A 26,958-nucleotide genomic window follows, 5' to 3' on the forward strand; every position below is an offset into this window, starting at 1 on the left:
TTGTTGACAACCCTGCGCATCGTCAATCAAAATTGACGACATGACAGAGGCAACCACGCTCGCGGCGGCCGCGGGCAGTCCCGACCCCAAGGTCGGGCTGCGCGCGGTGCTCGCACTCCGCAGGCTGCTCGAACGCCTCGAAGCCATCCAGGTCCAGAACGCCAGGAGTCAGGGCTGGTCCTGGCAGGCCATCGCGGATGCGCTCGAGGTCAGCAAGCAGGCAGTTCACCAGAAATACACGAGGGGCGGGAGCCGCTGATGTTCGAACGATTCAGTAAGTCGGCGCGGATCGCGGTGGTCGCGGCGCAAGAGGGCGCGCGGGAAGTAGGCAGCTCCGATATCGATGTCGAGCACGTCCTGCTCGGACTGCTCGAAAACGCCGAACCCGAAGTGAAAGCCCTGCTCGCCGAGGTCGGCCTCACCTACGATGGCGTGCTGCGCACCCTCACCGAGCAGGGCGAGGTCACGCCGGGCACGACCGGCGAACCGCTCGGCGCCGAGGACGCCGAAGCACTGCGATCCATCGGGATCGACCTCGACGCCGTGCGCAGATCGCTGGAAGCCACCTTCGGCGAGGACGCGCTCGACCGCCCGGTCCCCGAGTCGCGCGGTTTCCTCGGTCGCTGGTTGCACGGCGGGCACATCCCATTCACTCGCGACGCCAAGAAGATCCTCGAACTGGCACTGCGGGAGGCGATCGCGCGCAAGGACCGCAGCATCGAATCCGGGCACGTCCTGCTCGCCATCCTGCGCGCGCCGAACCGGACCACCTCGGCCCTGTTCGGCGGCCAGGACGCGATCACCGCGCTGCGCCCGAAGGTGCAGGCGCTGCTCGACCGTGCCGCGTGAGTCACGAATCCCGCGCGGCCGCCCGTGCGCGACTTAGCATTGGCTCATGCAGTTAGTGATTCGGCTGGTCATCAACGCCGTGGCCATCTGGTTGGCTGCGGCCTGGGTCAGCGGCATCGAGATCAAGAGTCCCGAAGACGACACCACCACCAAGATCGTTGTCGTGCTGGCCATCGCGGCGGTCTTCACGATCGTGAACGCGCTGGTCAAACCGCTGGTGAATTTGCTGTCACTACCGCTGGTGGTGCTCACCCTCGGATTGTTCCTGTTGGTGGTCAACGCGCTGATGCTGATGCTCACCGCGTGGATCACCGACGCGTTCTCCGATTACGGCCTCGCCGTCGACGGGTTCTGGCCCGCACTGTGGGCGGGCATCGTGATCTCGCTGGTGAACTGGGTGCTCGGCATCCTGGTGCCGGACGGCGACTGACCCGCTCAGGCCAGGCCGACGGCGAGAGCCGACAGCGCCGACCAGAGCAGCAACGCCAGTCCGGAATCGCGCAGCGCGGGAATGAGTTCCAGACCGTTCCCGCCACCGCGCACCGGGGAGTTGGCCCGCACGGCCAGCGGCACGGCCAGCAGGCCGACCAGCGCGAACGGCGTGCGCGCGACCAGCGCGACGGTCACAAGGAACGGGACCGCGAGCAATGCCATATGCAGTGTTCGCGTGCGCGGATCGCCGAGTTTCACCGCGAGCGTGGTCTTCCCGGACGCGGTGTCGGTGGGGATGTCGCGCAGGTTGTTGGCGACGAGCACGGCGCTGGAGAACGCGCCGACGCCGACCGCGAGCGCCGCGCCGACCCAATCGACCCGCTCGGCCTGCACGAACTGGGTGCCGAGGACGGCGATCAGCCCGAAGAACACGAACACCGCGATCTCGCCGAATCCGCTGTAGCCATACGGTTTGCTGCCGCCGGTGTAGAACCACGCGCCCGCCAAGCAGGCCGCGCCGACCAGCAGCAGCCACCAGGCCGTGGTGAGTGCGAGCACGAGTCCGAGGACCGCGGCGAGGCCGAGGCTGAGTATCGCGGCGTTCTTCACCGATGCGGGGGAGGCGAGCCCGGAACCAACGAGGCGCAGCGGCCCGACCCGCTCGTCGTCGGTTCCTCTTATGCCGTCGGAGTAGTCGTTCGCGTAGTTCACCCCGACGATCAGGGCGAGCGAGACCAGCAGTGCGAGAAGGGCTTTCCACCACTCGAAACCGTCGATGGAGGCGGCGGCCCCGGTTCCCGCGAGCACCGGCGCGATCGCGTTCGGCAGGGTCCGAGGGCGGGCTCCCTCGAGCCATTGCGCTGCTGTAGCCATGCGCCGAGCCTAATCCGCCGCCGTCCGGCGCGCCCCGGCCGGCACGCGCGCGCCGATACCGGGTGGCGCCGGTCAGGATTCGGCCGCGGCCTTCAGTCGCGCGAGCCCCTTCTCGAAATCCTTGCCGACGAATTTGTCCATCGAAACTACTTTCGACACAAGCGCCATCAGACCGGTCTGCCGTCCGGTCATCCGCCACGCCACCTCGGTGCCTTCGGCCACCGGGTTCAGCGTGAAGGTGACCTGGTGGACGGCCTTCATCGGCTTCTCGAACTCGAGCCGCACCCCGATCTCGCGTTCGGCGTCGGCGACGATCTCCATATTCCCTGCGCCCGCCTTGCGGTTGCCTTTCCAGGCGTACCGGGCGCCGACACCGGATTCCGGACCGGTGTAGGTGCGGTGCAGTTCCGGGTCGACGTCCTCCCACGGGGACCATTTCGTCCACTCGTGGAAGTTGCCGATCAACCCGTGCACGCGCGATGCTTCGGCCGCGACGACGGCCGTCCTGACCACTTCGAACTCAGCCATGCGGCACAGCGTAGGCCACCGTCGGCCTGGATGTCGGGGGAAAATCCGTGCGACTTCGAACCGTTCGTCTCGCATACGATGACCTTGGAATGTTTCCGGATCAGGGCGGCCGGTACCGCCGAAGTCGAATCGTGACGACGCCCGCAGGCGAGCCGGTGGTGGTCGGCCTGCTGGGCGATGTCGTGCTGCGCCGCGACAGCGCGCTCGAAGCCGTGCCCGGCGCCCGGTCGCGGTTGCTGCTCACCTCGCTGGCCCTGCGCACGGGGCGCAGTCGCAGCGCGCAGGCGCTGATCGAGGATGTCTGGGGTGAGCAGCTGCCGCGTTCGCCGATGAACGCCCTGCACACCCAGGTGTCGCGGCTGCGTTCGGCGCTGCCCGACGGCGCGCTGGAGATCGGTCCCGCAGGCTATCGGCTCACGCTCGCGCCCGACCGGGTCGACCTCGCGCTGGCGGGCGATCTGTGCTCGCGCGCCGCACGGGCTCGCGAGGGCGGCGACGCCGTCGGCTGTTTGGACACGGTCGCCGCGGCGCGGGCGCTGTGGCGCGGAGAACCCGGCGCCGACCTGCCGTCCGGCGAGGTCGCCGACGCCCTGCGCGAATCGGCCGCCGCCCGCCTCGCCGCGCTGGACGAACTCGAACTCGCGGCGAGACAGGACATCGGCGACATCGACGGCGCGCTGACCCTGGCCCGCCGCCGCGCCGCCGCCGACCCGTTCGACGAGACCGCACAACTGGCGCTCATGCGGTTGCTCGCGGCGGCGGGCCGGGTGGGCGAGGCGCTGGAGTCCTTCGCGGCCTTCCGCGCGGATCTGGCGGACCGGCTCGGGGCCGATCCGGGTCCGGCGTTGATCGCCCTGAACACCGCGATCCTGCGCGGTGAACCGGTGGTGTTGCCCGATGGCACGGGTCGCAGGGCGGGGTCGGAGCTCACCGTGGTTTCGCCGGACGGTGTGGACGAGCGACGCGCGTTCGCGAGCGCCGCTGACGGGCTCGGCGCGCGGACCGCGACGCCGGAACTCACGGTCGTCGACGAACCAGGCCCGGTGGTCGGCGAACCAGCGGCGCGCGAATACGTGGTTCCCGCCGCCGTCGGCCTGCGCGCGGCGCCCAACGCGCTGCTCGGCAGGGAAGGCGATCTCGACGCGATCGAAGCGCTGCTGCGTGATTCGCGGGTCACCACCGTGCTCGGTCCGGGCGGCACCGGCAAGACCCGGGTCGCCAACGAGGTCGGTGCACGGATGGCGCGGTCGTCGCAGGTGGTGCTGGTCGAACTCGCGTCGGTGCGCGCCGAGGCCGAGCAGGCCCGCTTGGAGGTGGAGGCTGCGATCAGCGCCGCGCTCGGCCTCAGCGACATGAGTCTGGACGCCACAACACTGCGTGCGGGCATGGCCATCGGGCCGCGGCGACGGCTGCGCGAGGCGGTGGCCGCGCGTTCCATGCTGCTCATCCTCGACAACTGCGAACACCTGGTCGAGGCGGTCGCCGTCGTGGTCGCGGATCTCATCGGCGCGGCGGACCGGCTGACGGTTCTGACCACGAGTCGCGCGCCGCTCATGATCACCGCCGAGACCGTCTACCCGCTGCCGCCGCTGACGATCGATGCCGCCGGATCACCCGCCACCGACCTGTTCGCCGCCCGCGCGCGGGCCGTTCGCCCTTCGGTGCGCCTCGACCCGGATGTGCTCGCCCAACTGTGCCGGACCCTCGACGGGCTGCCGCTGGCCATCGAACTCGCGGCGGCGCGGGTCAGGACGATGAGCGTCGAGGAGATCAACACCAGACTCGCCGACAGGTTCGCGCTGCTGCGCCACGGTGACCGCAGCTCCCCGGAACGGCACCGCACCCTGCACGCCGTCATCGACTGGAGCTGGAACCTGCTCGACGAACCGCAGCGGGTCGCGCTGCGGCGGCTGTGCCGGTTCACCGCGGGGTTCGGTCCTGCGGCGGCCGAGCAGGTCGCGGGCGGTCCCGAGGTCGGTGATGTGGCGGCCGCCGTGGAAGGGCTGGTGAACCAGTCGCTGCTCACCGTCTACGACGACGAGGTCCTCGGCACCCGCTACCGGATGCTGGAGACCGTGCGCGAGTACGGGGAGGAACAGCTCTGCGCGACACCGGGCGAACCGGATCTGGTGATCGAGCGTCTGCTGCGCTGGGCCCACGATTTCGCCGACGACGCGGCCGCCCGATTCGCCCATTGCGACCAGATGCAGCTGGCGCTCGCGGTGACCACCGAACTCGAAAATCTGCTGGCGGCGTTGCGTTACGCGGTGGAACGCGCCGACGCTCGCCGCACCTACACGATCTTCCCGGTGGTCGGCGCCCTGTGGATGATTCGCGGCACCCACACCGAGGCCGCGGCATGGGCGGTCAGGGTGAGCGCGTTCGACGAGACCGAGGGCGGAGTCGAGACCGCGCGCGGGGATCTGATCCTGGCCACCTTCCTGATGGTGTTCCTGCATCTGCTGTACATGCCCGACGAGGTGCGGATGCTGGCTCGTACCCGGGTGCGGGTGCGCAGGTTGCTGCGTACCCGCACCGACCTGTCCGAGGCGTCGCGGTTCGCCGGTGGTTTCATCACCGGCCCGATCGACGGCCGAGGCGCGGCCAGGCGGATCGCCGAGGCCATCAGGTACGGCGACGACGAGACCAGGGCGACCGCGCTGCTGCTGCGTGCGAATATCAAGGAGAACCTGGGCGACGTGCGCGGTTCGACCCGCGACGCGACGCAGGCGCTCGCGGCCTTCCACGACAATCACGTGTGGAGCGTGGCCATGGTGTGCCGCCATCTCGGTCAGGTCTTCGGGCAGATCGCCCGATACGACGAGTCGGTGACCTACTACCGCCGCAGCCTCGGCCTGCTGCTGCGACTCGGCTCCTTCGAGGACACCGTGGAGATCCGCGGCTTGCTCGTCGCGTCGCTGGTCGGGGCGGGTGAATTGGAGCAGGCCGAACGCGAACTACGAACCATGGCGGGCAGCGCCGATCTCGCGGTGACCAACAGCGCGGTGGGCATGCAGAACCTGTTGTTGGCGGGCATCGCGCAGAGTTCGGCCGAATTGTCCTTCGCCAGGGGCGATATCGATGGAGGGCTGCGCGGTTACGACCGGGCACTCGAGTTGTCCGGCTGGCCGAATGCGGGTCCGGGTCCGGGTCCGGGATCGCTGATGACCGCCGCGGGCGCGGTGGACGCCCGAATCCTGCACGGGCGTGCGCGGTCCGCGGCGCCGCTGATCGCGCAGCTGCTCGATCTGGCGCTGACGGTACTCGGCCAGTTTCAGGACCTTCCGCAGGTTGGCGCGCTGTGCTGCGCGGTGGGGTCCTACCTGATCGCGACCGGTCAGGATCGGGAACTCGGTCTGCGGCTGCTTTTCCTCGCCCCTCGGCTGTCGGCTCGGCAGGATCTTCCGAACATGCGCCTCGACCGGCACCTCGCTGCCGCGCGCACAGTATTGGGCGAGGACCGAGTGTCGGTGGCGGCCGCCGGGTCCCGGCGGCGTGGGCGCAAGGAGGCCGCGACGGAAGCCGTCGGATTGTTGCGCGGCCTCAACGAGACGTGGCCGAGGTAGCGACGCGAACGGGAAGGTCCGGTCGCCGTTCGGTGTGAACGGCGACCGGACAGGGGAATTCACGCCTTACGCATGTAGGTGCGCACGGTCAACGGAGCGAACACCGCGACGATGGCTCCGGCGCCGACCAGGGTCCACCCGAAGTGCGCGCCGATGGTGCCGCTGTTCATCAGTTCGCGGCAGGCGTAGATCAGGTGCGAGACCGGATTCACGTTCACGAACGCCCTGACCACCGACGGCATGCTCTCGGTCGGCACGAAGGCGGGGGAGCAGAACGTCAGCGGGAACATGATGAGCATCGAATAGCCCTGCACCGAGGCCGCCTTGTTCGCGATCACGCCGAAGAAGGCCCAGATCCAACTGGTCGCGAAGGAAGCGGCGATCACGAGCACGGCGGCGCCGACGACACCGACCACGCCGCCGTGCGGACGGTAGCCCATGACCAGGCCCATCACCACGGTGAGGACGGTCGCGATGAAATAGCGGACCATATCCGCGGTGAGCGCGCCCGACAGCGCCGAGATGCGGGCGATGGGAAGTGATTTGAAGCGGTCGAAGACGCCCTTGTCCATATCCTCGCGCAACTGCACGCCGGTGGTGACCGAGGTCAGGATCACGCTCTGCACCATGATGCCCGGAATGATCACCGGCAGGTATTTCGGCACGTCGCCCGCGATCGCGCCGCCGAAGATGTAGGTGAACATCAGCGTGAAGATGATGGGCTGGATGATGACGTCGAAGAGCTGTTCGGGATTGTGCTTGATCTTGAGCAGACCTCGGTAGGCCATGGTCATGGTGTTGGCCACGGTCTGCCGCACGGTGACCGGATCGGCTGGCATCGGCAGCGGCCGCGCGGGGGCATCGGTGGTGAGGGTGGCGGTCATGCCGCGCTCCGTTCGGTATCGGTGTCGTTCGATTCGGCCGGGTGGCCGGTGATGGTGAGGAAGACCTCGTCCAGGCTCGGCTTGGAGACGGTGATCTCCTCGACCCCGATCTCCCACTCGCGCAAGCGGATCAGCAGGTCGGTGGTCATATCGGCGGAGCGAAGCGGCGCGCTCAGCTTGCCTGTCTCAGGAGTGATCAGAGCTTGCGCGCCGAGGAAGTCGGTGACGATGCGGTGGGCCTCCTCGAGTTGATCGCGGTCGGCCAGGGTCAGGTGCAGTGAGGAGCCGCCCACCGAGCTCTTGAGTTCGTCGGCGGTTCCGTCGGCGATCACCCGGCCGCGATCGATGACCGCGATCCGATCCGCGAGCTGATCGGCCTCGTCCAGATACTGCGTGGTGAGCACCACCGTCGCGCCCTCGCGGACCAGGCGCCGGATGGTCTCCCACATCTGGGCGCGGGTGCGCGGATCGAGGCCGGTGGTCGGCTCGTCGAGGAACAGCAGCGGCGGGGTCGAGATGAGGCTCGCGGCCAGGTCGAGACGGCGGCGCATACCGCCGGAGAAATTCTTCAGCGCCTTGTCCGCGGCCTCGGTGAGGTCGAACTCCTCGAGCAGCGACGCGGTCTTGGCGCGCGCATCGACGCGGCTCAGGCCGAGCAGGCGGGAGAAGATCATCAGGTTCTCGGTGGCGGTCAGGTCCTCGTCGACCGAGGCGTACTGTCCGGTGACGCCGATCAGCGAACGCACCGCCGACGCCGCGCCGACGACGTCGTGGCCGAAGATCCGCGCCTCGCCGCCGTCCGGGCGCAGCAGGGTGGCCAGCATCCGGATGGTCGTGGTCTTGCCCGCGCCGTTCGGCCCGAGCACCCCGTAGACCGAACCGCGCGGCACCGCGAGGCTGACGCCGTCAACGGCACGCTGTTCCCCGAACACCTTGACCAGGTCGTTCGCCTCGACGGCGAGCACCGAAGTTGGTGTGAATGAAGTCATGCGAACACTGTGGCCCGCTCGACTTGCACCGCCCTTGCGCCGCGATGGCGCGCGCTGTCACGCGCATGGCGCCGTGTCGGTGAGAGCGGCGATCCGCGCGGTGCGTGAGTCGAAGCGGCACCACGCGATCGCGGCTTCGAGGTGCACGCACACGATCGCCTACCGAATGAGAGCAGGCACCGGTGGCCCGAGCTCGCGACGCACGGGCGCCCGGCGTCAGCTCGCCGAACTCGCCAGCAGCAGCTCGCGCAGTGCGGCGCGGTTCGGTTTTCCGGGGCCGTGCAGGGGCAGTTCGTCCACGAGAGCGAGTTCGCGAGGTGCGGCGATGGCGTCGAGTTCGCGCGCCACGTGCTCGCGCAGCTCCTCGAGGGTCGGCTCGGCGCCCTCGGCCGGGACCACCGCCACCGCGACGCGCTGCCCGAGCCGCTCGTCGGGCAGGCCGAGCACCACGCATTCGCTGATGCCGGGATGGGTCACCAGTACGGCCTCAACCACCTGCGGCAGCACGATCAGGCCGCCGGTCTGGATGGCCTCGTCGAGGCGTCCGCTGATCCGCAGCACGCCGTCCTCGAAAGTGCCCGCGTCGTCGGTGCGGAACCAGCCGGGTTCGGCGAAGGCCGGGTGGTCCGGGTTGCCTCGGTACCCGGAGGCGACCATGGCGCCGCCGAGTATCACCCGCCCGTCCTCGATGCGGATCCGCGCGCCGCGCAACGGCACGCCGTCGTAGACGCAACCGCCGCAGGTCTCGCTCATGCCGTAGGTGCGAATTACGTTGATACCGGCTGCTTTCGCGCGTTCGTACACCGGTGTCGGGGTGGCGGCGCCGCCGACGAGGACCGCGTCCATGCCCGCGAGCGCCGCGGCGGCCACCGGCGCGTCCAGCGCCTTGATCAGCTGGGTCGGCACCAGCGACGTGTAGCGCCGCTCGCCGCGCATGCCGGTGATCGCGCCCGCCAGCGCCTCGGGCAGGAACCCGCCCGACACGTCGAGGACGGTGGGTTCGGTGCCCGCGTCGATACTGCGCAGCAGCACCTGGATGCCCGCGATGTGGTGGGTGGGCAGGGCGAGCAGCCAGGCGCCCGGACCGCCGAGCCTTTCGTGGGTGGCGGTGACGCTGGCGCGCAACGCGGACGCGCTCAACATGGCGCCCTTCGGCACGCCGGTGGTGCCCGAGGTGGTGACCACGAGCGCGATCTCGTCATCGATCGGCTCGCCGGGCAGCAGCGCGTCGCTCAGCCTGAGCGCTTCGCGCCGGTCGCTGGTCGGGATCGGCAGCCACGCCGGGCCGTTGCCCTCCAGCGCCTCGCGCAGATGCGGTATCACCTCGCCGACGTTCGACCCGGTCGGCATCGGCAGTGTGCGCAGCGTTTCGCTCACGATCGCGCCTCGCACGAGCCGAGGTCGAGTGGAGTCGTCGCCGCGGTGCTCGCGGTTCGCTCGATAGGGCTTCTCATGGCGCTCGAGGTTGTCTCGCTGCGGAGTGTCACGGTGCCAACGGTTCGCTTGCTGCGCTCCCTCACGGTAGGGATCGTGTCATGCCCGCGCCGCCGCGCGCGGGACGGGTCGGTGTGCCGGGGCGGTGCGCGCGAACTGCGCCCGCCCCCGGGGAATGGGGATCGTCTAGGCCAGACATGGAGACTGCGATTCACTCGTCGGACGGTGGGAATCGGGGGTGACCCGGACAGCGACGGCCGGGGTCCACTCAGCGTTATCGTCCTCGCCGCGCCCACCGTTGGCAACTCGACCCCGCGGCCGCCCGCGCCGCCCGGACCCGCCGCTAGTCCTCCGACCAGCGCGAATCACGCCGGACAGGATGCGAGGGCGGCACCTCGACCAGCACGATCGGCACACCGTCCGGGTCGCGTATCCACATCTCGATCAACCCCCACGGCTCCTCGGCGGGCGCCCGGTCGATCGGCACGCCGTGCAACGCCAACTCCACCGCGGCGGCCCCGACATCACGCACCTGCAACCAGACGGCGCCGGAGAACCCCGTCGGCGCACCGGTCCCGCCGTGCGCGGCGACCTCGATCAGCGACTGACCGGCGAAGAACACGGTGCCGCCCGGATACTCCCGGTACACGCCGAGCCCGAGGGTTTCGCCGTAGAAGGCGAGTGTGGTCCGGTAATCGGCCGGACGCAGGATCACCCGGCTGCTCAAGATCTCCATGTAGGCCCTTCCGCCGTCGGTCACGCTCCGCGTCGAGCATCCCCGCGTCCCGCACGATATCGTTCGCGCGGATTCAGAAGTGCCACGGATACGGCGACCAGTCCGGTTCGCGCTTCTCCAGGAACGCGTCGCGCCCCTCGACGGCCTCGTCGGTCATGTAGGCCATCCGGGTCGCCTCGCCCGCGAACAACTGCTGCCCGACCAGCCCGTCGTCGAGCAGGTTGAACGCGTACTTGAGCATCCGCTGCGCCTGCGGCGACTTGCCGTTGATGTCCGCGGTCCACTCCAGCGCGACCGTCTCGAGTTCGGCATGGTCGACCACCGCGTTCACCGCACCCATGTGATGCATCTCCTCCGCGGTGTAGGCGCGACCGAGGAAGAAGATCTCCCGAGCGAACTTCTGCCCCACCATCTTCGCCAGGTACGCGCTGCCGTACCCGCCGTCGAAACTGCCCACGTCGGCGTCGGTCTGCTTGAACCGCGCATGCTCCCGACTGGCCAACGTCAGATCGCACACCACGTGCAAACTGTGCCCACCCCCCGCCGCCCACCCGTTCACCAGCGCGATGACGACTTTCGGCATGAACCGAATAAGCCGCTGCACCTCGAGAATGTGCAACCGCCCCGCCCGCGCCTGATCAACGGTGTCGGCGGTGTCCCCCGCCGCGTACTGATACCCGCTACGCCCCCGAATTCGTTGATCCCCACCGGAACAGAACGCCCACCCCCCATCTTTGGTGCTCGGACCGTTCCCGGTGAGCAACACCGCCCCGACATCCGCGCTCATCCGAGCGTGATCGAGCGCCCGATAAAGCTCGTCGACGGTATGCGGCCGAAAAGCATTGCGAACCTCTGGCCGATCGAACGCGACCCGCACCGTCCCCTGCTCGATATGCCGGTGATAGGTGATGTCGGTCAGATTCTCGAACCCGGGAACGGCTCGCCAAAGCGCCGGATCGAAAGACTGCGTCGAATCGATAGTCACACCACCGATTATCGCCACCCCACCCACACCCACCTCGACCCCACCCTCGGCAACCCCGCCGAGCACCCTCCCCGACCGCGCCCGCACCCCGCCGAAACCGAGCCGGACAAGCAACCGAGCCCCCCGAACCCACAGCGCCGAAGACAACGCAGAATAGATCCAGCGCGCGCGGCAAGCTCACACGTGCGAAGGTGAAGCGGACCCGTTGCCGGGTTTGCGTCTACAAACTCCTCGCGTCGATGCGTATAGTGACGTGCGCTCGTTCATCGACACCAATCCGGAGGAACCTGAAAGTGGTTGCTGCACTGTCTGAATCCCTGCTCGACGAGGCCAAGAAGCCGGCATTCCTTGCCGACGCCAAAGAAGTTCTGGACGCCGAGGTGTCAGACAAGGGTGGTGCGTCCGGCCTGGCTGTGAAGGGTGGATACGCCGCAGTCAAGAAGATCAGCCCGTCCATCGTCCCCGACGCGCTGGAATCGCTGGCCCCCAAGTTCGTCGACCAGCTCGACCCGTTCTGGCAGGAGTACTCCGCCGCCGGTTCGGGCAGCTTCGCCGACCTGCTCGTCTCCAAGTCCGACGTGGTCGCCGAGGCGTTGCTGTCGGTCACCGACGCCCGCGCGGAAGCCTCGAGCCGCCCGGCCCTGCAAAAGGTCTACTCCTCGATGCGCTCCTCCGCGAAGAAGAACGTCATCGAGGCCCTGCCTCGCCTCGGCGACCTGGTCCAGCGCCACGCGGGCTGAGTTTATCGGCGTCGCCTTCGGCGCCGCGGGTTCGCGGCCCTTGATGTCTCGCGTCCCAGCGGTCGATACTTGCTCCTTCGTCGCATCGTATCGACCGCTGGGACGCGAGACGGCCGCGAACCGGTCGCTCGTCGGGCTCGCTCCCGGCGGGGCTGGGTGGGGCTTGGAAGGAGGCACTTGGGGGATGCCGAGGGGGGTGAGGAGTTCGGGTGGGAGGCCGTACATCGAATCGGGTTGGTGGGATCGGGTTCGACGTGTGGCGGGGCAAACCATTGGGTAGGCAAACCGCGTCAGCACCCGGATAGACGAACACCGTCGCCGTCGCAGCCAACCCGTCAACGCCCCTGTGATCAGGGTGACGAAGACGTTCTCACTCCCGTCTGGGAGGCTGGGGTCGTGAACCCGTCAACGGCGCAGGCACAGGTAGTTGTCGACGAATTCGTGCGCGGAGGCGTGCGGGACGTCGTTCTGTGTCCCGGTTCCCGCAACGCCCCGCTGGCATTCGCCCTACAGTCCGCCGACGCGGCGGGTCGCCTGCGACTGCACATGCGCATCGATGAACGCAGCGCCGGATTCCTCGCCGTGGGTCTGGCGGTGGCGGCACAGCGCCCGGTGCCGGTGGTAATGACCTCGGGGACCGCGGTAGCGAACCTCGGACCGGCAGTTCTGGAAGCGAACTACGCACGAGTCCCGCTGATCGTGCTGAGCGCGAATCGCCCTTACGACATGCTTGGCACCGGCGCGAACCAGACCGTGGAACAGCTCGGCTTGTTCGGCAGCCAGGTCCGCGCGACCATCAGTTTGGGCCTCGCGGAGGCCGACCCGGCCGATTCCGCCTACGACAAGCAGAACAGCGTGTGGCGCTCGGCGGTCTGCCGAGTACTGGCCGCCGCGCGCGGCACACGATCGGGGAACGCGGGCCCGGTACATTTCGACATTCCGCTGCGTGAACCCCTGGTGCCGGACCTGGCACCGGGTGAGTCGGCGCCCGAGGGCCGCACGGACGGCCGCGCGTGGACCGCCACCGAATACGCCACCCTCGACGTCCCGTTGGAGATCGACCTCACCCCCGACACGGTGGTCATTTCCGGCCACGGCGCCGGTCTGCGGCCCGAGTTGGCGCAGCTGCCGACGGTAGCGGAGCCGACCGCCCCCATGCACGGCCCTGCCCTGCACCCTCTCGCGCTGCCATTGCTGCGCCCGAAGCAGGCCATCATCACCGGTCGCCCCACCCTGCACCGGCAGGTTTCGCGGGTTCTGGCCGATCCCGATGTCACGGTGTTCGCGTTGACCACTGGCCCGCGCTGGCCCGATGTGTCCGGCAATGTCGTCGGCACCGGTACCAGGGCGGTCATCTCGGGCGCGCCGCGCGCGGAGTGGCTGGCGCGCTGCCGCGAACTGGATGCGACCGCCGATCAGGCGGTGCGCGCCGAACTCGCCGGACATCCGAAGCCGACGGGCCTGCATGTGGCGGCCGTCGTCATGGACGCTTTGCGCGCGGGCGATCAACTGCTGCTCGGCGCGTCCAATCCGGTGCGGGACGCCGCACTGGTCTCGGATCCGCGTCCCGGGGTGCGGGTGCTGTCCAACCGAGGTGTCGCCGGTATCGACGGCACCGTGTCGGCGGCCGTCGGCGCGGCGTTGGCGCACGAGGGCCGCACCGTGGCCCTGATGGGCGACCTGACCTTCCTGCACGACGCGTCCGGCCTGCTGATCGGCCGCGGCGAACCCCGCCCGGAGGACCTCACGATCGTGGTCGCCAACGACGACGGCGGCGGCATCTTCGAACTGCTCGAACAGGGCGACCCGCAGTACGCGGGCGTCTTCGAACGCGTCTTCGGCACCCCGCACGGCATGGACCTGGCCGCACTCTGCGCCGCCTACCGCATCCCGCACCGGCAGGTCGACCCGGAGGAACTGGCCATGGAACTCGTCGGCCCCGCCCACGGTGTCCGAGTGCTCGAGGTGATCACGGAACGTTCGAGCTTGCGCGAACTACACGCCGCCGTGCGGGCCAAGATAGCCCCCTGACGCTTGCCGACAGCCTCGGGCGTCGCATCGCCACCATCGATTTCCCGCGACAGATCGGGCGGTCCAGGAGCCGCAGCGCGCTCGCCGTCGCCGGGGCGCCGAGTCGTCTCGGATCTACGAGGCAGACGGTTCGTGGCGTGATCAAGGCCGCAGATATCCAGGCCGCAGATCAGGCGCCTGGCGCGAAATCCTCGTCATCCAGCGGCGCCGGAATCGACTGCTCGACCACATCCGCCGGATCGGCCGACCAGATGTCGCGGGCGACGGCGTCGGCGAGGTCGACCTCGGCCGGGTCGTCCGGGTAGGCGGGGGCAGCCTGTTCGGCCAGGTCCGCTTCGGAAACCTCGTCGGTGGTGCGGAATGTGCTGCGATCGATCATCGTGCCCTCCTGTCCACTGGGTTCTCGTTACCGCGTACCCGAATCACGGACGAACATCAGTACGAGGATGCGCCCCGCCTGCCGAGTAGGGCAACCCGTCGGCCGCAACAGACGGTCACGACGGCGTGCCGTGGGGTCGCGGTGTGTCGCGACAGCATCCTGCGACGAGTTCGAGGTCCCGCGCCGATGAGTTCGCGACTCCCGCGCCGTCCACACAGGTGAAGCCACGTCGTCCGACCGGAGAACTCATGACTGCGAATTTCGACCTCGAACCCGCCGCCACCGCACTCGCCGCGGTGGTCGCCGCGATCACCGACGACCAACTCACCGCGCCGACGCCCTGCGCCGACACCACCGTGCGTGACCTGCTGGCCCACGTCGTGATGCTCACCGAGGCATTCCGCCAGGCCGCGACCAAGGAAGCCGTCGGCCGTTCCGCCCCGCCCGGCTCGGCCGCCGACATCGAGCTGCCCGCCGACTGGCGCACCGTGATCCCGACCCGCCTGAAGGCCCTGGTCGAGGCATGGCGCGAGCCCGGCGCGTCGGACGGCGACACCGAGGCGGGCGGCGTAGCGCTGCCCGCCGCCGCCATGGCGGTGATCGCTCTCGACGAGGTCGTCGTCCACGGCTGGGATCTGGCCCGCGCCACCGGCAGCACCTTCACCGCCACCGAAACCGACCTCACCCTCCTGCTCGACATGCTGAAGGACACCCCAACCGAAGGCACCCCCGGAATGTTCGGCCCCGTACTCCAACTCACCCCGGACGCCCCACTACTCGCCCGAGTCCTGGCCCTCACCGGCCGCAACGCCACCTGGCCCGCCTGACCCCTTACGGACTGCTCGCAGGCGATCGGCATCTGCTCGCCTGAGGTCAGTAGACGTCGCGGACGTAGCGTTTCTCGGCTATCAGCTGTTTCTTGAAGGCGAGGGCGGCGGGTTCGTCGAGTTTTCCGTGGATCTGGGCGATGCGCAGGAGGGTGTCGTCCACGTCCTTGGCCATGCGGGCGGCGTCGCCGCAGACATAGAAGTGGGCGCCGTCGCGCAGCCATGACCAGAGTTCGGCGCCGTGTTCGATCATGCGGTGTTGTACGTAGACGCGTTCGCGTTGGTCGCGGGAGAAGGCCAGGTCGAGGCGGGTGAGGAAGCCGGAGCGGAACATGTCTTCCAATTCGCTTCGGTAATAGAAGTTCTCGGCGGCGTGTTGATCGCCGAAGAACAGCCAGTTGCGGCCGCGGGCGCCGAGTGCGCGGCGTTCGTGCAGGAAACCGCGGAACGGGGCGATGCCGGTGCCGGGGCCGACCATGATCATCGGGGCGTTCGGGTCGAGCGGCGGGCGGAAATGCGGCGCGCGTTGCAGGAATATGGGCACCCGCGGCGCGCCGTCGGCGACCCGGTCGGCGAGGAAGGTCGAGCACACGCCGCCGCGGCGCGCCGCCGAACCGGTCGCGGCCGGATCACCGAAACGCACCACGCCGACGGTCAATTGGACCTCGTGCGGGCTCACCAGTGGACTCGACGAAATCGAGTATTGGCGCGGTTGCAGTTTTTTCAGCACCCCGAGCCATTCCACCAGATCGGCGCGCACCGGGAAATCGCGCAGCACGTCCACGGCTTGGCGGTCCCACAGATAGTTGTCGAGTTCGTTGCGGTTGTCGCGACGCAACAGTTTCGCCAGTTGCTGGCTCGGATTGCGTTCGGCGACGAACGCGAGCAGGTCCGGTCCGACCTTGGTGATGTCGTAGTGCGTGCGCAACGCTTCGGCGAGCGGGACTTCACGGTCATCGATTTCGACGCCGCGGTGCGCGTCGAGCCCGGTCGCGGCCAGCCATTCGCCGACCAGCGACGGGCAATTGGCGGGCCAGATCCCGAGCGAGTCGCCGACTTCGTAGCGCGCGTCGAGATCGCGCAGGTCGAATCCGAATCGGCGGACCTCCTTGGCGGAACCGCCGCTGGAGAGCGGTTCGTTGCGGACCAGCGCGGAGGACAGGGGAGTGTTGCGGGTGAACGGCGCACTCGCCCGCGACGTACGCGCGGGCGCCGGACGGGTGAGCGTCGTGGTGCCACCGCTCGCACCGCCGCCATCCCTACCGCCGTTTCCGATTCCGCCGCCCGTGACTCCACTACCGCCGCCGCCCGTGGCGCCGCCGCCTCTGATGCCGCCCGCCGGTCCGCTGACTGCGAGCCCGCCGCCGTTGCCACCGCCGCCGTCCCGCGCCGCACCGCTCCGATCCGACGCCCCGACCCCCGCATCGATGAGCTCACTCCCGCCGAGCGTGCTCACCACGCGATCCAGCCAGCTGTCGGCGGCCTCACGAAAATCCGGTTCGCTGTCGACCCGTGGCAACAACCGGGTCGCCCCACGCTCGGCCAGCACCCGGTCCAGTTTCCGCCCGTGCCCGCAGAAGTCGTCGTAGGAGGAATCGCCGAACGCGAACACCGCGTAGCGCAGCGTCGGGAACCGTCCGACGCCCGCGTCGAGCCGATCCCAGAAGTCGGCGCCGTTGTCGGGCGGCCCGCCGTCCCCGAAGGTGCTGCTGATGAGCAGCACGTCGCCGGTGAGGGAGTCGAGTCCGCAGGAGTCCATATCGATCAGGCGCGGCGCGTATCCGGCGTCGGCGAGCCGTTCGGCGACCTCGGCGGCGAATTCCTCCGCGGTGCCGGTTTGCGAGGCCCACAGCACTGTTACCGGCGACCTGGCGGGCTCGGGTGTCCCGGCCGCTTCGGCCGCGTTCGCCCGCGAGTACATGCCCGCGAGCAGTCCGTCGATCCAGGTCCGGCTGCGCGCGGACAGCGGCGCGGTTTCCGGCAGCACCGGTTGTCCGACCACCGGAAGTGATTGCAGGGCGGCGAGATAGCCGCCGAGGTAGATCTGTTCGACATCGCTGAGGGTCGGCGCGGTCGCGGTGTCGAGTCCGAGCATCACGGCCAGCGGATGCCGTTGCTCCACCGGATTCGACACCGGCTGCGCCGGGCTCGGCACGGGCGCCACCCGCCGCAGCGAGACCGCGCACGCCTTGAATTCCGGTTGCAGCGAATCGGGGTCGACGGCGTCATTGGTGACCGCATTGATCGTCAGGTATTCGCCCTGTTCGTCGTTCCAGTGGAACGGGGCGAAACAATCACCGGGCCGGACCCGGTCGCTGATCAGCACCGGCAGCACGGCCCGACCGCGCCGCGACGCGATCTCGAGCTGATCCTCGGCGCGCACCCCGAGCCTTTCGGCGTCCTCGGGATGAATTTCGATGAAGGGCGCGCCGTTCAGTTTGTTGAGTTTGCCGATCTTGCCGGTCTTGGTCATGGTGTGCCATTGATGCTGGAGGCGACCGGTATTGAGGGTGAAGGGGTAGTCGTCGTCGGGCATTTCCCGCGGCGTCATATGCGGACGCGGCCAGAACACGGCCCGCCTGCTCGGCGTCGCGAATGCCAGGCGCGGCCGGTGTCCGTCCTCGTGTTCGTGCAGATGCTGGCTGACGCCGTCGTTGCGGTAGCGGATCGGGTTGCGGCGGTCGCCCGGCTCGGCGCACGGCCACTGCATCGGGCCTTCGCGCAGCGCCGCGTAGCTCATGCCGCGCAGGTCGTAGCCGGTGGCCGGATTCGCGAAGCGCTGGATCTCGGCGAACACCTCCGCGCTCGACGCGAAGTCGAAGCCGGGGAAGCCCATGGCGGTGGCGACCTGGGCGATGAGCAGCCAGTCGGGGCGCGCGTCGCCGACCGGGTCGACCGAGCGCCGCAACAGCGTGACCGTGCGATCGGAATTGACCATCACCGCGTCGGATTCGGCCCACAGGGTGGCGGGCAGCAGCAGGTCGGCGTAGGCGTTGGTGGCGGTTTCGACGTAGGTGTCCTGGGCGATGACGAGGTCGGCGGCTTCGAGTCCGGCGATCACGGTCTTGCGGTTGGCGACCGAGGCCACCGGGTTGGAGCAGATGATCCAGGCGGCTTTGATGTCGCCCTCGGACATCGAGCGGAACATCTCGATGGTGCCGGGACCGGCTTCGGTGCGCAGCGTGCCCGGCTCCAGTTCCCACGCCGTCTCCACGAAGGCACGGTCGCCCGCGGCGAGCAGGCTGCGCTGACCGGGCAGCCCTGGCCCCATGTAGCCCATCTCGCGCCCGCCCATGGCGTTGGGCTGGCCGGTGAGCGACAGCGGCCCGCTGCCGGGGCGGCAGATCGCGCCGGTGGCCAGGTGCAGATTGCACAGCGCGTTGGTGTTCCAGGTGCCGTGGGTGGACTGGTTGAGTCCCATCGTCCACAGCGACATCCATTCCCCGGCCGCGCCGATCCAGGCGGCCGCGGTGCGGATATCGGCTTCGGCGAGTCCGGTGAGTTCGGCGACCCGCGCGGGCGGATAGTCGGCGAGGAATTCCGGCATCGCCTCCCAGCCCTCGGTGTGTTCGGCGATGAATTCGGTGTCGATGTCGCCGTTCTCGACGAGCAGGTGCAGGATGCCGTTGAGCAATGCCAGGTCGGTGCCCGGTTTCAGTTGCAGGAACAGGTCGGCGCGCGCGGCGGTGTCGGTGCGCCGTGGATCGACCACGATGAGTTTCGCGCCCGCTTTGAGCCGATCGGCCATGCGCAGGTAGAGGATCGGGTGGCAGTCGGCCATATTCGCGCCGATCACGAAGAACAGGTCGGCGTGTTCGAAATCCTCGTAGGAACCGGGCGGGCCGTCGGCGCCGAGCGATTGTTTGTAGCCGGTGCCCGCGCTGGCCATGCACAGCCGCGAATTCGCTTCGATGTGGACGGTCCGCAGGTATCCCTTGGCCAGTTTGGTCGCCAGGTACTGCGCTTCCAGCGACATCTGCCCGGACACGTAGATCGCGATGGCGTCGGGTCCGTGTTCGTCGAGGATCGCCTTCAGCCTGGCCGCGGCCTCGGCGACCGCGGCGTCCACCGCGACGGGTTCGGGTGTCGCGCCGCGTTCCGGGCGGCGCGACGCGGTCCGCATCCGGCCCGGCGTCCGCATGAGTTCGAGATGGGTCGCGCCCTTGGTGCAGAGCCTGCCCGCGTTGGACGGGTGCGCCTTGTCGCCGCTGACCTTGGTGATCGTCGTCGCACCCGCGCCGTCGAGTCCGGTCTCGACGGTGATGCCGCAGCCGACGCCGCAGTACGAGCACTGCGTGCGCGCGGTGCCCGTGGCGCGTCTCGTACTCGCATCCGACATGCCTCCGATGATGGCGACCGGCCGTTGCGTCGCATTTACCGTGCGTTAGGGCCAGATGACAATTAACCTCACGCCTCGCGCACGACGCGGTGAGATGTCGGCCGATACCCGCGTTCCGTCGCGCGTTTTACTGCTATGAGCTGCGGATATGTGGATGTCACCGCACTGTGTCGCGCATCGTGAACCGCAACCGCGCTCGCAGTGGACCGGCGCGTGAGCGGTGTCACGCCCGGATGCTCACAGTTTGTAGGCCCGGTGCAGCGCGACGATCCCGCCGGTCAGATTGCGCCATTTCACCGACGACCAGCCGGTGTCGGCGATCCGCATCGCCAACTGCCGCTGATTGGGCCAGGCGCGGATCGACTCGGCCAGGTAGACGTAGGCGTCCGGATTGCTGCTCACCGCGCGCGCCACCCGCGGCAGCGCCTTCATCAGATACTCCATGTAGATGGTCTTGAAGACCGGGATCACGGGTGTGGAGAATTCACACACCACGAGCCGACCGCCCGGTTTGGTGACCCGCAGCATCTCGCGCAGCGCCGCGTGGCTCTCGGAGATGTTGCGTAGGCCGTAGGAGATGGTCACCGCGTCGAAGGAGTTGTCGGCGAACGGTAATGCGGTCGCGTCGGCCGCGACCATCGGCACCGCCCGGAACCGGCCCGCGGCGAGCATGCCTTTGGAGAAGTCGGCGGCCAGACACCAGGCCCCCGACCCGGCCAGGTCGAGCGTCGAGATTCCGGTGCCCGCGGCGAGATCGAGGATGCGTTCACCCGGTCGGGGCGCCACCGCCTTGCGCACCGCCCACCGCCAGTACCTGTCCTGGCCGGCGGAGATCACGGTGTTGGTGATGTCGTATCGCTTCGCGACCCCGTCGAACATCGACGCGACCTCGCTCGGCTGCTTGTCGAGCGAGGCCCGAACCGATTCCCGTTGCTCTGTTTTCGCCACGAGGTCGACCCTAATGCGCCGGGGCTCCGGCGGGCCATCGCGCCGGGACATGCCGGCTCGGACAGCGGGTTCCCAGCCTCCGATACCCGCCCGAACAGCGGTTTCAAGCCGAATTCGGCAGCCGGAGCCGCATTCCGGTCACGTCACAGTAGTGGCCCATCAGTTCGGTGCAGATGGCGGGCCAGGTGCGGTGCAGCACCGATTTGCGGGCCGCGCTCGCGAACCGCGCGCGCACCCGCTCGTCCCGCAACGCGCCGACCGCGCTCGGCAGCAGTTCCTCGAAACGCGGCACCGGAAGCAGGTAGCCGTTGCGGCAGTGTGCGATGAGGTCGCGCGGACCGCCCGCGTCCGGGCCGATCACCGGCACACCGGAGGACAGCGCCTCCTGCACGCCCTGGCAGAACGTCTCGTGCTCGCCCGCGTGCACCATCACATCGAGACTCGCGTAGGCCTGTGCCAGCTCCGCGCCGCCGAGTTCGCCGGTGAACACCGCGTTCGGCATCATCCGCCGGAGCTGGGCGCGGTCGGGTCCGTCGCCGACGATCACCAACTGGACGTTCGGGTCGTTGGCGAGCACCGCCAACCGGTCGACATGCTTCTCCGGCGCGAGCCTGCCAACGAAACCGACGATCAACTTGTCCGCGCGGCCCTGCTCGTGCGTGCCGCCCTGCTCGTGCGTGCCGTCGTACTGGTGCGTGCCGTCGTACTGGTGCGTGCCGTCGTACTGGTGCGTGCCGTCGTACTGGTGCGTGCCGTCGTACTGGTGCGTGCCGTCGTACTGGTGCGTGCCGTCGTACTGGTGCGTGCCGTCGTGCTCGTGTGTGCCGTCGTGCTCGACCGTGCCGCGCTGTACGTGTCTGCCCCGCTGCTCGACCGTGCCGCGCTGCTCGACCGTGCCGCGCTGCTCGACCGTGCCGCGCTGCTCGTTCTTGCTGCTCTGCCTGTGCGTACCGCTCTGCTCATGCACACCGCTCAGCCATCGCGCGCGCAGGTCGTCGCGGCGGGCCGACGGGGTGAACCGGGCGATGTCGACGCCGCGGCCCCAGCGGTGGATGCGAGGGATGCCGTGCGCGGCCAGATCCTCGGCGGCGGCGCTGGACGGCGCGAGGGTGCGCGTGGCGCCCTCGTGGATGCGGCGGGTCCAGCGCCAGGCGGCGCGCTCGGCGAGACCGAGTCCGTAGCTCTTGGCGAAACCCGCCACGTCGGTCTGGTAGACCGCGACCGTCGGCAGATCGAGCCGAACGGCCGCGCCGAGTCCGCCCGCGCCGAGCAGGAACGGCGAGGCCAGGTGCACCACGTCGGCGTCGAACGCGCCGATCGCGGCGGTGATGCCTGGCTGCGGCAGGCCGACCGGAAGCGAACTGATCCTCGGCACCATCACCGCGGGCACCCGGTGCACGGCGAACCGCCCGTGTCCGCGCGGGGCGGGTGGCTGCCCGCGCGGGGTGTCCGGCGCGATCACGAGCGCCTCGTGGCCGTGCCGGTCCAGATGATCCAGCACCTGCAGGACGGAGTTGACGACACCGTTCATATTCGGCAGGAACGACTCCGCGACGATGGCTACGCGCACGCTTACCAGCCTGCCTCGCGCGCCGCGCCGACCCGTCACGCAGACGTGACGCCAGAGGAAACGTCCGGCGAACGATTGGCGCGACGGCCGACGCGGTACAGGATCCACACCGTCGGCAGCGCGAGCAGCCACACCACCACGATCACCGACAGCGCCGGTAGCAGCGCCACTCGCACGTCACGTCCGGCGACCCGCACCAGATCGGGATCGGCGCGGCTGTACTCGACATTGATGCGCTCACCCGCGGTGAGGTTGGTCGGATACAACACGCCGACCTTGGGATTGTGCGTCTCGCCGTCGGGCGTGACGTAGATGACGGCCGAGCGCAACCGCCCCGCCGACAGCACCTCGGCGGTGGTCACGCCCTTGTCGGAACCGATCAGGTGGTCGTTGCGCCACGCGGCGAGCACCAGCAGCACCATCAGCACGCTCACCACCGTCGCCACGGTGCACACGCTGATCGCGGCGCGCCGCAGGCCGACCGGCATGCTCGCGGACTGAGTGGTTTCCGACACCGCAACAGGCTACCGAGCCGTTCGACTAGCGTGAGCGCCCATGTCCCGAAAATTCAGCTTCACCGTGCCCTACGCAGTCCCGGTCGAAGATCTTCACCGGGCACTGGTTCGCGACGACGTCTGGCACGCCAGATTCGAGGAAGCGCTCACCGCGACTCTCGAACTCTCGCATCCCGAAGGCGCGAACACCATTCGCATCCACATGGTCGAGCGGGCCGACAAGGACAAGGTCCCCGGCATCGTGCGCAAACTGCTCAAGGCCGACCTGATCCTGTCGCGCACCGACGACTGGCATGCCATCGACGGGGCGACCGCCAAGGGCGTCTTCCACGCCACGACCTCCGGAATCGCGGGCGACATGTCGGGCGCCTACGAACTGCGGCCGACCGCCGAGGGCTGCGAGATCGCGGTGGTCGGCACCGTGCAGGTCAAGGTCCCGCTGGTCGGCGGCGCCATCGAACCCCTGGCCGAGCAGCTGTACCGCAAAGTGCTGAGCAGCGAGCGCGTGTTCTTCGAGAAATGGGTCGCCGCACAGGCCGATGCGTGAGTCGCCTTCTCGGCAACCCCACGCGCCCTTGCCGATCGCAGAAGGCGGGTTCACGTGCGACAAGTGAGCCGCCTTCTTCCGACCACCCCGGCTGTGTTCTCGTGTGACCGACTGAGCCGCCGTGTCGTCGCGACCCGTGCGCGGCGGCTCCTCGTTCGATCGCGTGCGGCGCGCCTCGGTGTGCCGCCGCGCGCGGTGATTTCGCGTGTGACCAGCCCACGCCTTCTCGTTCGACCTACCTCGGGCGCAGGTAGGCCTGCCGTCCGCGGCGCCGAGTCGCGCGGGACGCGATCATGGATCGGGCTCGTGTGTGTGGCGGGGGTCCGGTTCAGGAGAACGGCGGGCGTTCGTCCAGGCGCAGCGAGGCCCGTCCGGCGACCCGCCAGGCGCGGGCGGTCAGGTCGAGGTCCTCGTCGGTCACGAGATTGCCCATGACCCGGACGGCGGTGCGCTGCAAGTACTTCGACCGCATCACGGGCGGGCCGCCGGTCGGCACCATGCGCGGGTGGGTCGCCAGGCCCGCGATGCGCCGCGCCACCGAGAAGGTGCGGCCGTAGCGAGCGCGCAGCAAATCCGGCCAGATCCGGGTCAGGTCGGGTTCGTCGAGCAGGTCGGCGAGCATGTGGCCGCCTTCGAGCCCGTAGTCGATGCCTTCGCCGTTGAGCGGGTTCACGCAGCCCGCCGCGTCGCCGATCAGCACCCAGTTGCGCCCGGCGATCCCGGAGACCGCGCCGCCCATCGGCAGCAGCGCCGAGGCTTCGGCGCGCAGTTCGCCCTCGAACTCCCATTCCGCGCGGCGCTGCGAAGTATAGTGGCGCAGAAGCGGTTTCAATGCGATGTGCGAGGGCCGGGCTTCGGTGGCCAGTGAGCCGACGCCGATGTTCACCTCGCCGTTGCCGAGCGGGAACACCCAGCCGTAGCCGGGCACGAGCGCACCGTCGGCGTCGCGCAGTTCCAGGTGTGAGGTGATCCACGGATCGTCGCTGCGCCCGGACCGGATGTAGGCGCGCGCCGCGGTGCCGTAGGCGTAGCGTCGATGCCAGGTGCGGCCGAGTTTCTTGCCGACGGTGGAGCGCACGCCGTCGGCGACCACGAGTGTCCGGCAGACGATGTCGTGGGTGCCCTCGGCAGTCTCGACCCGCGCGCTCACGACGCGATCACCGTCACGAGTGACATCGATCACCTTCGTGCCGTCCAGCAGTCGCGCGCCCGACTCGGCCGCGGTCTCGCGCAGCTTGTCGTCGAGTTCGGTTCGCGGGACGGCGCTTCCGTAAGCCGGGAAGGAACCGGCTGGCCAGCTCAGCAGCGCCTCGCGCCCGAAGCCGGTCATGCGGAGGCCGTGATTGACAGTGTGCCCGCGCAACCACTCGCCGAGCCCGAGGTGTTCGAGTTCCGCGGTGGCCCTCGGGGTCAGCCCGTCGCCGCAGGTCTTGTCCCTGGGAAACACCGCGGAGTCCACGAGCAGCACGTCGCGGCCCGCGCGCGCGGCCCACGCGGCCGCCGCCGAACCCGCGGGGCCCGCGCCGACCACGAGCACTTCGGCACGGTCCGGCAGCGCTTGCCCGCTCGCGGCGGTGACATCCGGTGCACCCATGGCCCCCATACTGGCAGGACCGCGCGCGCGGCGTCGACGGCGGTCGGTCCGCACCGCGCTCCCGGGTGTCGGGGCCGTGTGGAAAGGTTGGGGGTGCAGGGCAGAGTGACGGTGTTCATGGGCCGCGCGCAGCGCACACGCTAGGTTCTTCACCGTGGGGTCGGACGCATCGCTGGGAGAAGAGATGAGCACATCGGCTGTGACAGCGCAGACCACGGTGGTGGCCGGGGTCGACCTCGGTGATTACGAACTCGCCTCGACCGTTCGCAACGGCCTGGAACAGGTCGAGAAACTCCTCATCGACGAACTGTCCGACGGCGAGGACTTCCTCCAGGAAGCGGCGCTGCACCTGGCGAAGGCCGGTGGCAAGCGCTTCCGCCCGCTGTTCACGATCCTCACCGGCCAGCTCGGCCCCAATCCCGCCGATCCGGCGTTGATCACGGCGGGCACCGTCGTGGAACTGGTCCACCTCGCCACCCTCTACCACGACGACGTGATGGACGAGGCCACCATGCGCCGCGGCGCGCCGAGCGTTAATTCGCGCTGGGGCAACAACATAGCGATCCTCGCGGGCGACTACCTGTTCGCGCACGCCTCCCGCCTCACCTCAACCCTCGGCCCCGACGCGGTCCGCATCATCGCCGAGACCTTCGCCGAACTGGTGACGGGCCAGATGCGGGAAACCATGGGCGCGCGCGATTCCCAGGACCCGATCGAGCACTACCTGCGCGTGGTGTGGGAGAAGACGGGTTCGCTCATCGCCGCGGCGGGCCGCTTCGGCGGCACCTTCTCCGGCGCCGACACCGATCACGTCGAACGGCTGGCCCGCCTCGGCGACGTGGTCGGCACCGCCTTCCAGATCTCCGACGACATCATCGACATCTCCTCGGCCTCCGAGCAGTCCGGCAAGACGCCGGGCACCGACCTGCGCGAGGGCGTGCACACCCTGCCGGTGCTCTACGCGCTGCGCGAGGACGGCGCCGACGGCGACCGCCTGCGCGAACTGCTGGCACGCCCGCTGGAGACCGACGGCGAGGTCGAGGAGGCGCTCGCGCTGCTGGCCCGCTCGCCGGGCATGGGCAAGGCGAAGGAGAAGCTGCGCGGCTACGCCGACATCGCGCACACCGAACTCGCCGCGCTGCCCGCGGGCCCCGCCAACGACGCGCTCGTGCGTCTGGTGAGCTACACGATCGAACGCGTCGGCTAGCGCCGCGCCGCCGTGCCCGCCACCGGAACCTTTACCCGGTATCCGTCGTTGACCTGGTGTGATGTAGTCGGCGATGCCACGCGGAGAGGCAGGTCAGGGCGGATATGCACGCACATGCGAACGGACTGAAGACCTTCGGTCTGCTGGTCGGGCTCTCGGCGCTCATCGTCTTCGCGGGCGCGATGTTCCGCAGTCCGACGATTCTGGTGGTCGCGATCCTGTTCGCGGTCGGCATGAACGCCTACGTCTACTTCAACAGCGACAAACTCGCCCTGCGGGCCATGCACGCGCAACCTGTCAGCGAATTGGAGGCGCCGGTCATCTACCGGATCGTGCGTGAACTCGCGACCGCCGCGCGCCAGCCGATGCCCCGGCTCTACATCAGCCCGACCAACGCCCCCAACGCCTTCGCCACCGGCCGCAATCCGCGCCACGCGGCGGTGTGCTGTACCAGCGGAATCCTGCAGATACTGGACGAGCGGGAATTGCGCGCGGTGCTCGGGCACGAGTTGTCGCACGTCTACAACCGCGACATCCTCATTTCCTCCGTCGCGGGTGCGATGGCCGCGGTGATTTCCGGTCTGGCGAATCTGGCTTTCTTCGCGTCGATGTTCGGCGGCCGCGGCAACGGCGACGGCCCGAATATTCTCGGGGTGATCCTGGTTTCGCTGCTCGGGCCGATCGCCGCGACGTTGGTCAAACTCGCGGTGTCGCGGTCGCGGGAGTACCAGGCCGATCGTTCCGGCGCCGAATTGACCGGTGACCCGCTCGCCCTCGCGTCGGCGCTGCGCAAATTGGAGCGCGGTGTGCAGGCGGCCCCGCTGCCGCCGGAACCGCAGCTGACCGCGCAGTCGCATCTGATGATCGCCAACCCGTTCCGCGCGGGTGAGCGTGCCGCGCGGTGGTTTTCGACACATCCGCCGATGGCCGAGCGGATCGCGCGGCTCGAGGAGATGGCGGGCGGACCGCATACGCATTGAGCGCC

General features: G+C 69.2%; 22 protein-coding genes and 2 pseudogenes. 10 read left to right on the forward strand and 14 right to left on the reverse strand.

Annotated elements, in window-relative coordinates; all coding sequences use genetic code 11:
- Positions 1-40: 40 nt before the first annotated feature.
- Genes IT779_RS18920 through IT779_RS18930 form a run of 3 tightly spaced genes read left to right on the forward strand, consistent with a single transcriptional unit; the run spans position 41 to position 1,279 of the window.
- Positions 41-259: a helix-turn-helix domain-containing protein gene (locus IT779_RS18920; RefSeq protein WP_196150666.1), complete on the forward strand. Its 219-nt coding sequence runs from the start codon at positions 41-43 to the stop codon at positions 257-259.
- Entirely contained in the window at positions 259-849 is a 591-nt protein-coding gene (locus IT779_RS18925) for a Clp protease N-terminal domain-containing protein (protein ID WP_196150667.1), read from the forward strand. Before IT779_RS18920 ends, IT779_RS18925 begins: the two co-directional genes overlap by 1 nt.
- A 46-nt stretch (positions 850-895) precedes the next feature.
- Entirely contained in the window at positions 896-1,279 is a 384-nt protein-coding gene (locus tag IT779_RS18930; protein WP_196150668.1) for a phage holin family protein, read from the forward strand.
- Between the two features lie 5 nt (positions 1,280-1,284).
- Here the strand turns inward: IT779_RS18930 and IT779_RS18935 are convergent, their stop codons facing one another.
- Together IT779_RS18935 and IT779_RS18940 are read right to left on the reverse strand one after the other, a co-directional pair.
- Positions 1,285-2,154 carry a 1,4-dihydroxy-2-naphthoate polyprenyltransferase gene (locus IT779_RS18935; RefSeq protein ID WP_196150669.1) on the reverse strand — a complete coding sequence of 290 codons (870 nt, stop codon included), beginning with the start codon at positions 2,152-2,154 and terminating at the stop codon, positions 1,285-1,287.
- A gap of 72 nt (positions 2,155-2,226) precedes the next feature.
- Positions 2,227-2,682: an SRPBCC family protein gene (locus IT779_RS18940; protein WP_196150670.1), complete on the reverse strand. Its 456-nt coding sequence runs from the start codon at positions 2,680-2,682 to the stop codon at positions 2,227-2,229.
- 131 nt (positions 2,683-2,813) lie between these two features.
- On the opposite strand from IT779_RS18940, the gene IT779_RS18945 reads away from it, so the two are divergent.
- On the forward strand, positions 2,814-6,248 hold the full coding sequence (locus IT779_RS18945) for an AfsR/SARP family transcriptional regulator (RefSeq protein WP_332838859.1): 3,435 nt from the start codon (positions 2,814-2,816) through the stop codon (positions 6,246-6,248).
- Between the two features lie 59 nt (positions 6,249-6,307).
- Here the strand turns inward: IT779_RS18945 and IT779_RS18950 are convergent, their stop codons facing one another.
- The 5 genes from IT779_RS18950 to IT779_RS18970 all read right to left on the reverse strand — a co-directional run bounded on the left by IT779_RS18950 (position 6,308) and on the right by IT779_RS18970 (position 11,276).
- Positions 6,308-7,132, reverse strand: a complete 825-nt coding sequence (locus IT779_RS18950) for an ABC transporter permease (RefSeq protein ID WP_196150672.1) — start codon at positions 7,130-7,132, stop codon at positions 6,308-6,310.
- On the reverse strand, positions 7,129-8,121 hold the full coding sequence (locus IT779_RS18955; RefSeq protein WP_196150673.1) for an ATP-binding cassette domain-containing protein: 993 nt from the start codon (positions 8,119-8,121) through the stop codon (positions 7,129-7,131). Before IT779_RS18955 ends, IT779_RS18950 begins: the two co-directional genes overlap by 4 nt.
- Positions 8,122-8,337: 216 nt before the next feature.
- Positions 8,338-9,471 carry an o-succinylbenzoate--CoA ligase gene (gene menE, locus IT779_RS18960; RefSeq protein ID WP_196150817.1) on the reverse strand — a complete coding sequence of 378 codons (1,134 nt, stop codon included), beginning with the start codon at positions 9,469-9,471 and terminating at the stop codon, positions 8,338-8,340.
- A gap of 427 nt (positions 9,472-9,898) precedes the next feature.
- The gene (locus IT779_RS18965; protein ID WP_196150674.1) at positions 9,899-10,291 is read right to left on the reverse strand and encodes a VOC family protein; all 393 of its coding nucleotides are present in this window, start codon (positions 10,289-10,291) and stop codon (positions 9,899-9,901) included.
- A 73-nt stretch (positions 10,292-10,364) separates the two neighbouring features.
- Positions 10,365-11,276, reverse strand: a complete 912-nt coding sequence (locus tag IT779_RS18970; RefSeq protein WP_196150675.1) for a 1,4-dihydroxy-2-naphthoyl-CoA synthase — start codon at positions 11,274-11,276, stop codon at positions 10,365-10,367.
- 293 nt (positions 11,277-11,569) lie between these two features.
- Between IT779_RS18970 and IT779_RS18975 the strand changes: the two genes are divergently transcribed.
- Both IT779_RS18975 and menD read left to right on the forward strand, forming a co-directional pair.
- Entirely contained in the window at positions 11,570-12,016 is a 447-nt protein-coding gene (locus IT779_RS18975) for a DUF6918 family protein (RefSeq protein ID WP_196150676.1), read from the forward strand.
- Between the two features lie 396 nt (positions 12,017-12,412).
- Positions 12,413-14,047, forward strand: coding sequence for a 2-succinyl-5-enolpyruvyl-6-hydroxy-3-cyclohexene-1-carboxylic-acid synthase (menD, locus tag IT779_RS18980; RefSeq protein WP_196150677.1), 1,635 nt, complete (start codon positions 12,413-12,415; stop codon positions 14,045-14,047).
- Between the two features lie 169 nt (positions 14,048-14,216).
- Here menD and IT779_RS18985 read toward each other — a convergent pair whose 3' ends face one another.
- Positions 14,217-14,426, reverse strand: a complete 210-nt coding sequence (locus IT779_RS18985; protein ID WP_196150678.1) for a hypothetical protein — start codon at positions 14,424-14,426, stop codon at positions 14,217-14,219.
- 248 nt (positions 14,427-14,674) lie between these two features.
- Here IT779_RS18985 and IT779_RS18990 point away from each other — a divergent pair, with 248 nt between their 5' ends.
- Positions 14,675-15,253, forward strand: coding sequence for a TIGR03086 family metal-binding protein (locus tag IT779_RS18990; RefSeq protein ID WP_196150679.1), 579 nt, complete (start codon positions 14,675-14,677; stop codon positions 15,251-15,253).
- 46 nt (positions 15,254-15,299) lie between these two features.
- On the opposite strand, the gene IT779_RS18995 is transcribed toward IT779_RS18990, so the two are convergent.
- The 5 genes and pseudogenes from IT779_RS18995 to IT779_RS19015 all read right to left on the reverse strand — a co-directional run bounded on the left by IT779_RS18995 (position 15,300) and on the right by IT779_RS19015 (position 22,598).
- On the reverse strand, positions 15,300-19,592 hold the full coding sequence (locus tag IT779_RS18995; RefSeq protein WP_196150680.1) for a bifunctional nitrate reductase/sulfite reductase flavoprotein subunit alpha: 4,293 nt from the start codon (positions 19,590-19,592) through the stop codon (positions 15,300-15,302).
- Positions 19,593-19,829: 237 nt separating this feature from the next.
- Complete coding sequence (locus tag IT779_RS19000) at positions 19,830-20,540, reverse strand: demethylmenaquinone methyltransferase (RefSeq protein ID WP_332838861.1); 711 nt, start codon at positions 20,538-20,540, stop codon at positions 19,830-19,832.
- Between the two features lie 103 nt (positions 20,541-20,643).
- A pseudogene (locus tag IT779_RS39085) lies at positions 20,644-21,171 on the reverse strand (glycosyltransferase); the annotation flags it as partial.
- 345 nt (positions 21,172-21,516) lie between these two features.
- A pseudogene (locus tag IT779_RS39090) lies at positions 21,517-22,110 on the reverse strand (glycosyltransferase); the annotation flags it as partial.
- A 35-nt stretch (positions 22,111-22,145) separates the two neighbouring features.
- On the reverse strand, positions 22,146-22,598 hold the full coding sequence (locus IT779_RS19015; RefSeq protein ID WP_196150818.1) for a DUF3592 domain-containing protein: 453 nt from the start codon (positions 22,596-22,598) through the stop codon (positions 22,146-22,148).
- Between the two features lie 67 nt (positions 22,599-22,665).
- On the opposite strand from IT779_RS19015, the gene IT779_RS19020 reads away from it, so the two are divergent.
- Positions 22,666-23,172, forward strand: coding sequence for a DUF2505 domain-containing protein (locus IT779_RS19020; protein WP_196150682.1), 507 nt, complete (start codon positions 22,666-22,668; stop codon positions 23,170-23,172).
- Positions 23,173-23,500: 328 nt separating this feature from the next.
- On the opposite strand, the gene IT779_RS19025 is transcribed toward IT779_RS19020, so the two are convergent.
- Positions 23,501-24,766 (reverse strand): geranylgeranyl reductase family protein, encoded by a 1,266-nt coding sequence (locus tag IT779_RS19025; RefSeq protein ID WP_196150683.1) that lies wholly within the window; start codon positions 24,764-24,766, stop codon positions 23,501-23,503.
- 184 nt (positions 24,767-24,950) lie between these two features.
- Here IT779_RS19025 and IT779_RS19030 point away from each other — a divergent pair, with 184 nt between their 5' ends.
- Entirely contained in the window at positions 24,951-25,973 is a 1,023-nt protein-coding gene (locus IT779_RS19030; RefSeq protein WP_196150684.1) for a polyprenyl synthetase family protein, read from the forward strand.
- A 104-nt stretch (positions 25,974-26,077) separates the two neighbouring features.
- A complete protein-coding gene (htpX, locus tag IT779_RS19035; protein ID WP_196150685.1) occupies positions 26,078-26,953 on the forward strand; it encodes a zinc metalloprotease HtpX in 876 nt (291 codons plus the stop codon).
- Positions 26,954-26,958 lie beyond the last annotated feature (5 nt).

Source organism: Nocardia bovistercoris (assembly GCF_015674855.1).
In the GTDB taxonomy this organism is placed as follows: domain Bacteria; phylum Actinomycetota; class Actinomycetes; order Mycobacteriales; family Mycobacteriaceae; genus Nocardia; species Nocardia bovistercoris.

Bases quoted from the DNA above. Each gene is read 5' to 3' on its own strand.
- IT779_RS18950 (WP_196150672.1), bottom strand. From the start codon at position 7,132: ATGACCGCCACCCTCACCACCGATGCCCCCGCGCGGCCGCTGCCGATG.
- IT779_RS18930 (WP_196150668.1), top strand. From the start codon at position 896: ATGCAGTTAGTGATTCGGCTGGTCATCAACGCCGTGGCCATCTGGTTG.
- menE (WP_196150817.1), bottom strand. From the start codon at position 9,471: ATGCCGACCGGGTCGAACGTCGGCGAGGTGATACCGCATCTGCGCGAG.
- htpX (WP_196150685.1), top strand. From the start codon at position 26,078: ATGCACGCACATGCGAACGGACTGAAGACCTTCGGTCTGCTGGTCGGG.
- IT779_RS19015 (WP_196150818.1), bottom strand. From the start codon at position 22,598: ATGCCGGTCGGCCTGCGGCGCGCCGCGATCAGCGTGTGCACCGTGGCG.
- IT779_RS18925 (WP_196150667.1), top strand. From the start codon at position 259: ATGTTCGAACGATTCAGTAAGTCGGCGCGGATCGCGGTGGTCGCGGCG.
- IT779_RS19020 (WP_196150682.1), top strand. From the start codon at position 22,666: ATGTCCCGAAAATTCAGCTTCACCGTGCCCTACGCAGTCCCGGTCGAA.
- IT779_RS18990 (WP_196150679.1), top strand. From the start codon at position 14,675: ATGACTGCGAATTTCGACCTCGAACCCGCCGCCACCGCACTCGCCGCG.
- IT779_RS19025 (WP_196150683.1), bottom strand. From the start codon at position 24,766: ATGGGTGCACCGGATGTCACCGCCGCGAGCGGGCAAGCGCTGCCGGAC.
- IT779_RS18920 (WP_196150666.1), top strand. From the start codon at position 41: ATGACAGAGGCAACCACGCTCGCGGCGGCCGCGGGCAGTCCCGACCCC.
- IT779_RS18985 (WP_196150678.1), bottom strand. From the start codon at position 14,426: ATGATCGATCGCAGCACATTCCGCACCACCGACGAGGTTTCCGAAGCG.
- IT779_RS18965 (WP_196150674.1), bottom strand. From the start codon at position 10,291: ATGGAGATCTTGAGCAGCCGGGTGATCCTGCGTCCGGCCGATTACCGG.
- IT779_RS18995 (WP_196150680.1), bottom strand. From the start codon at position 19,592: ATGTCGGATGCGAGTACGAGACGCGCCACGGGCACCGCGCGCACGCAG.
- IT779_RS18935 (WP_196150669.1), bottom strand. From the start codon at position 2,154: ATGGCTACAGCAGCGCAATGGCTCGAGGGAGCCCGCCCTCGGACCCTG.
- IT779_RS19030 (WP_196150684.1), top strand. From the start codon at position 24,951: ATGAGCACATCGGCTGTGACAGCGCAGACCACGGTGGTGGCCGGGGTC.
- IT779_RS18955 (WP_196150673.1), bottom strand. From the start codon at position 8,121: ATGACTTCATTCACACCAACTTCGGTGCTCGCCGTCGAGGCGAACGAC.
- IT779_RS18940 (WP_196150670.1), bottom strand. From the start codon at position 2,682: ATGGCTGAGTTCGAAGTGGTCAGGACGGCCGTCGTCGCGGCCGAAGCA.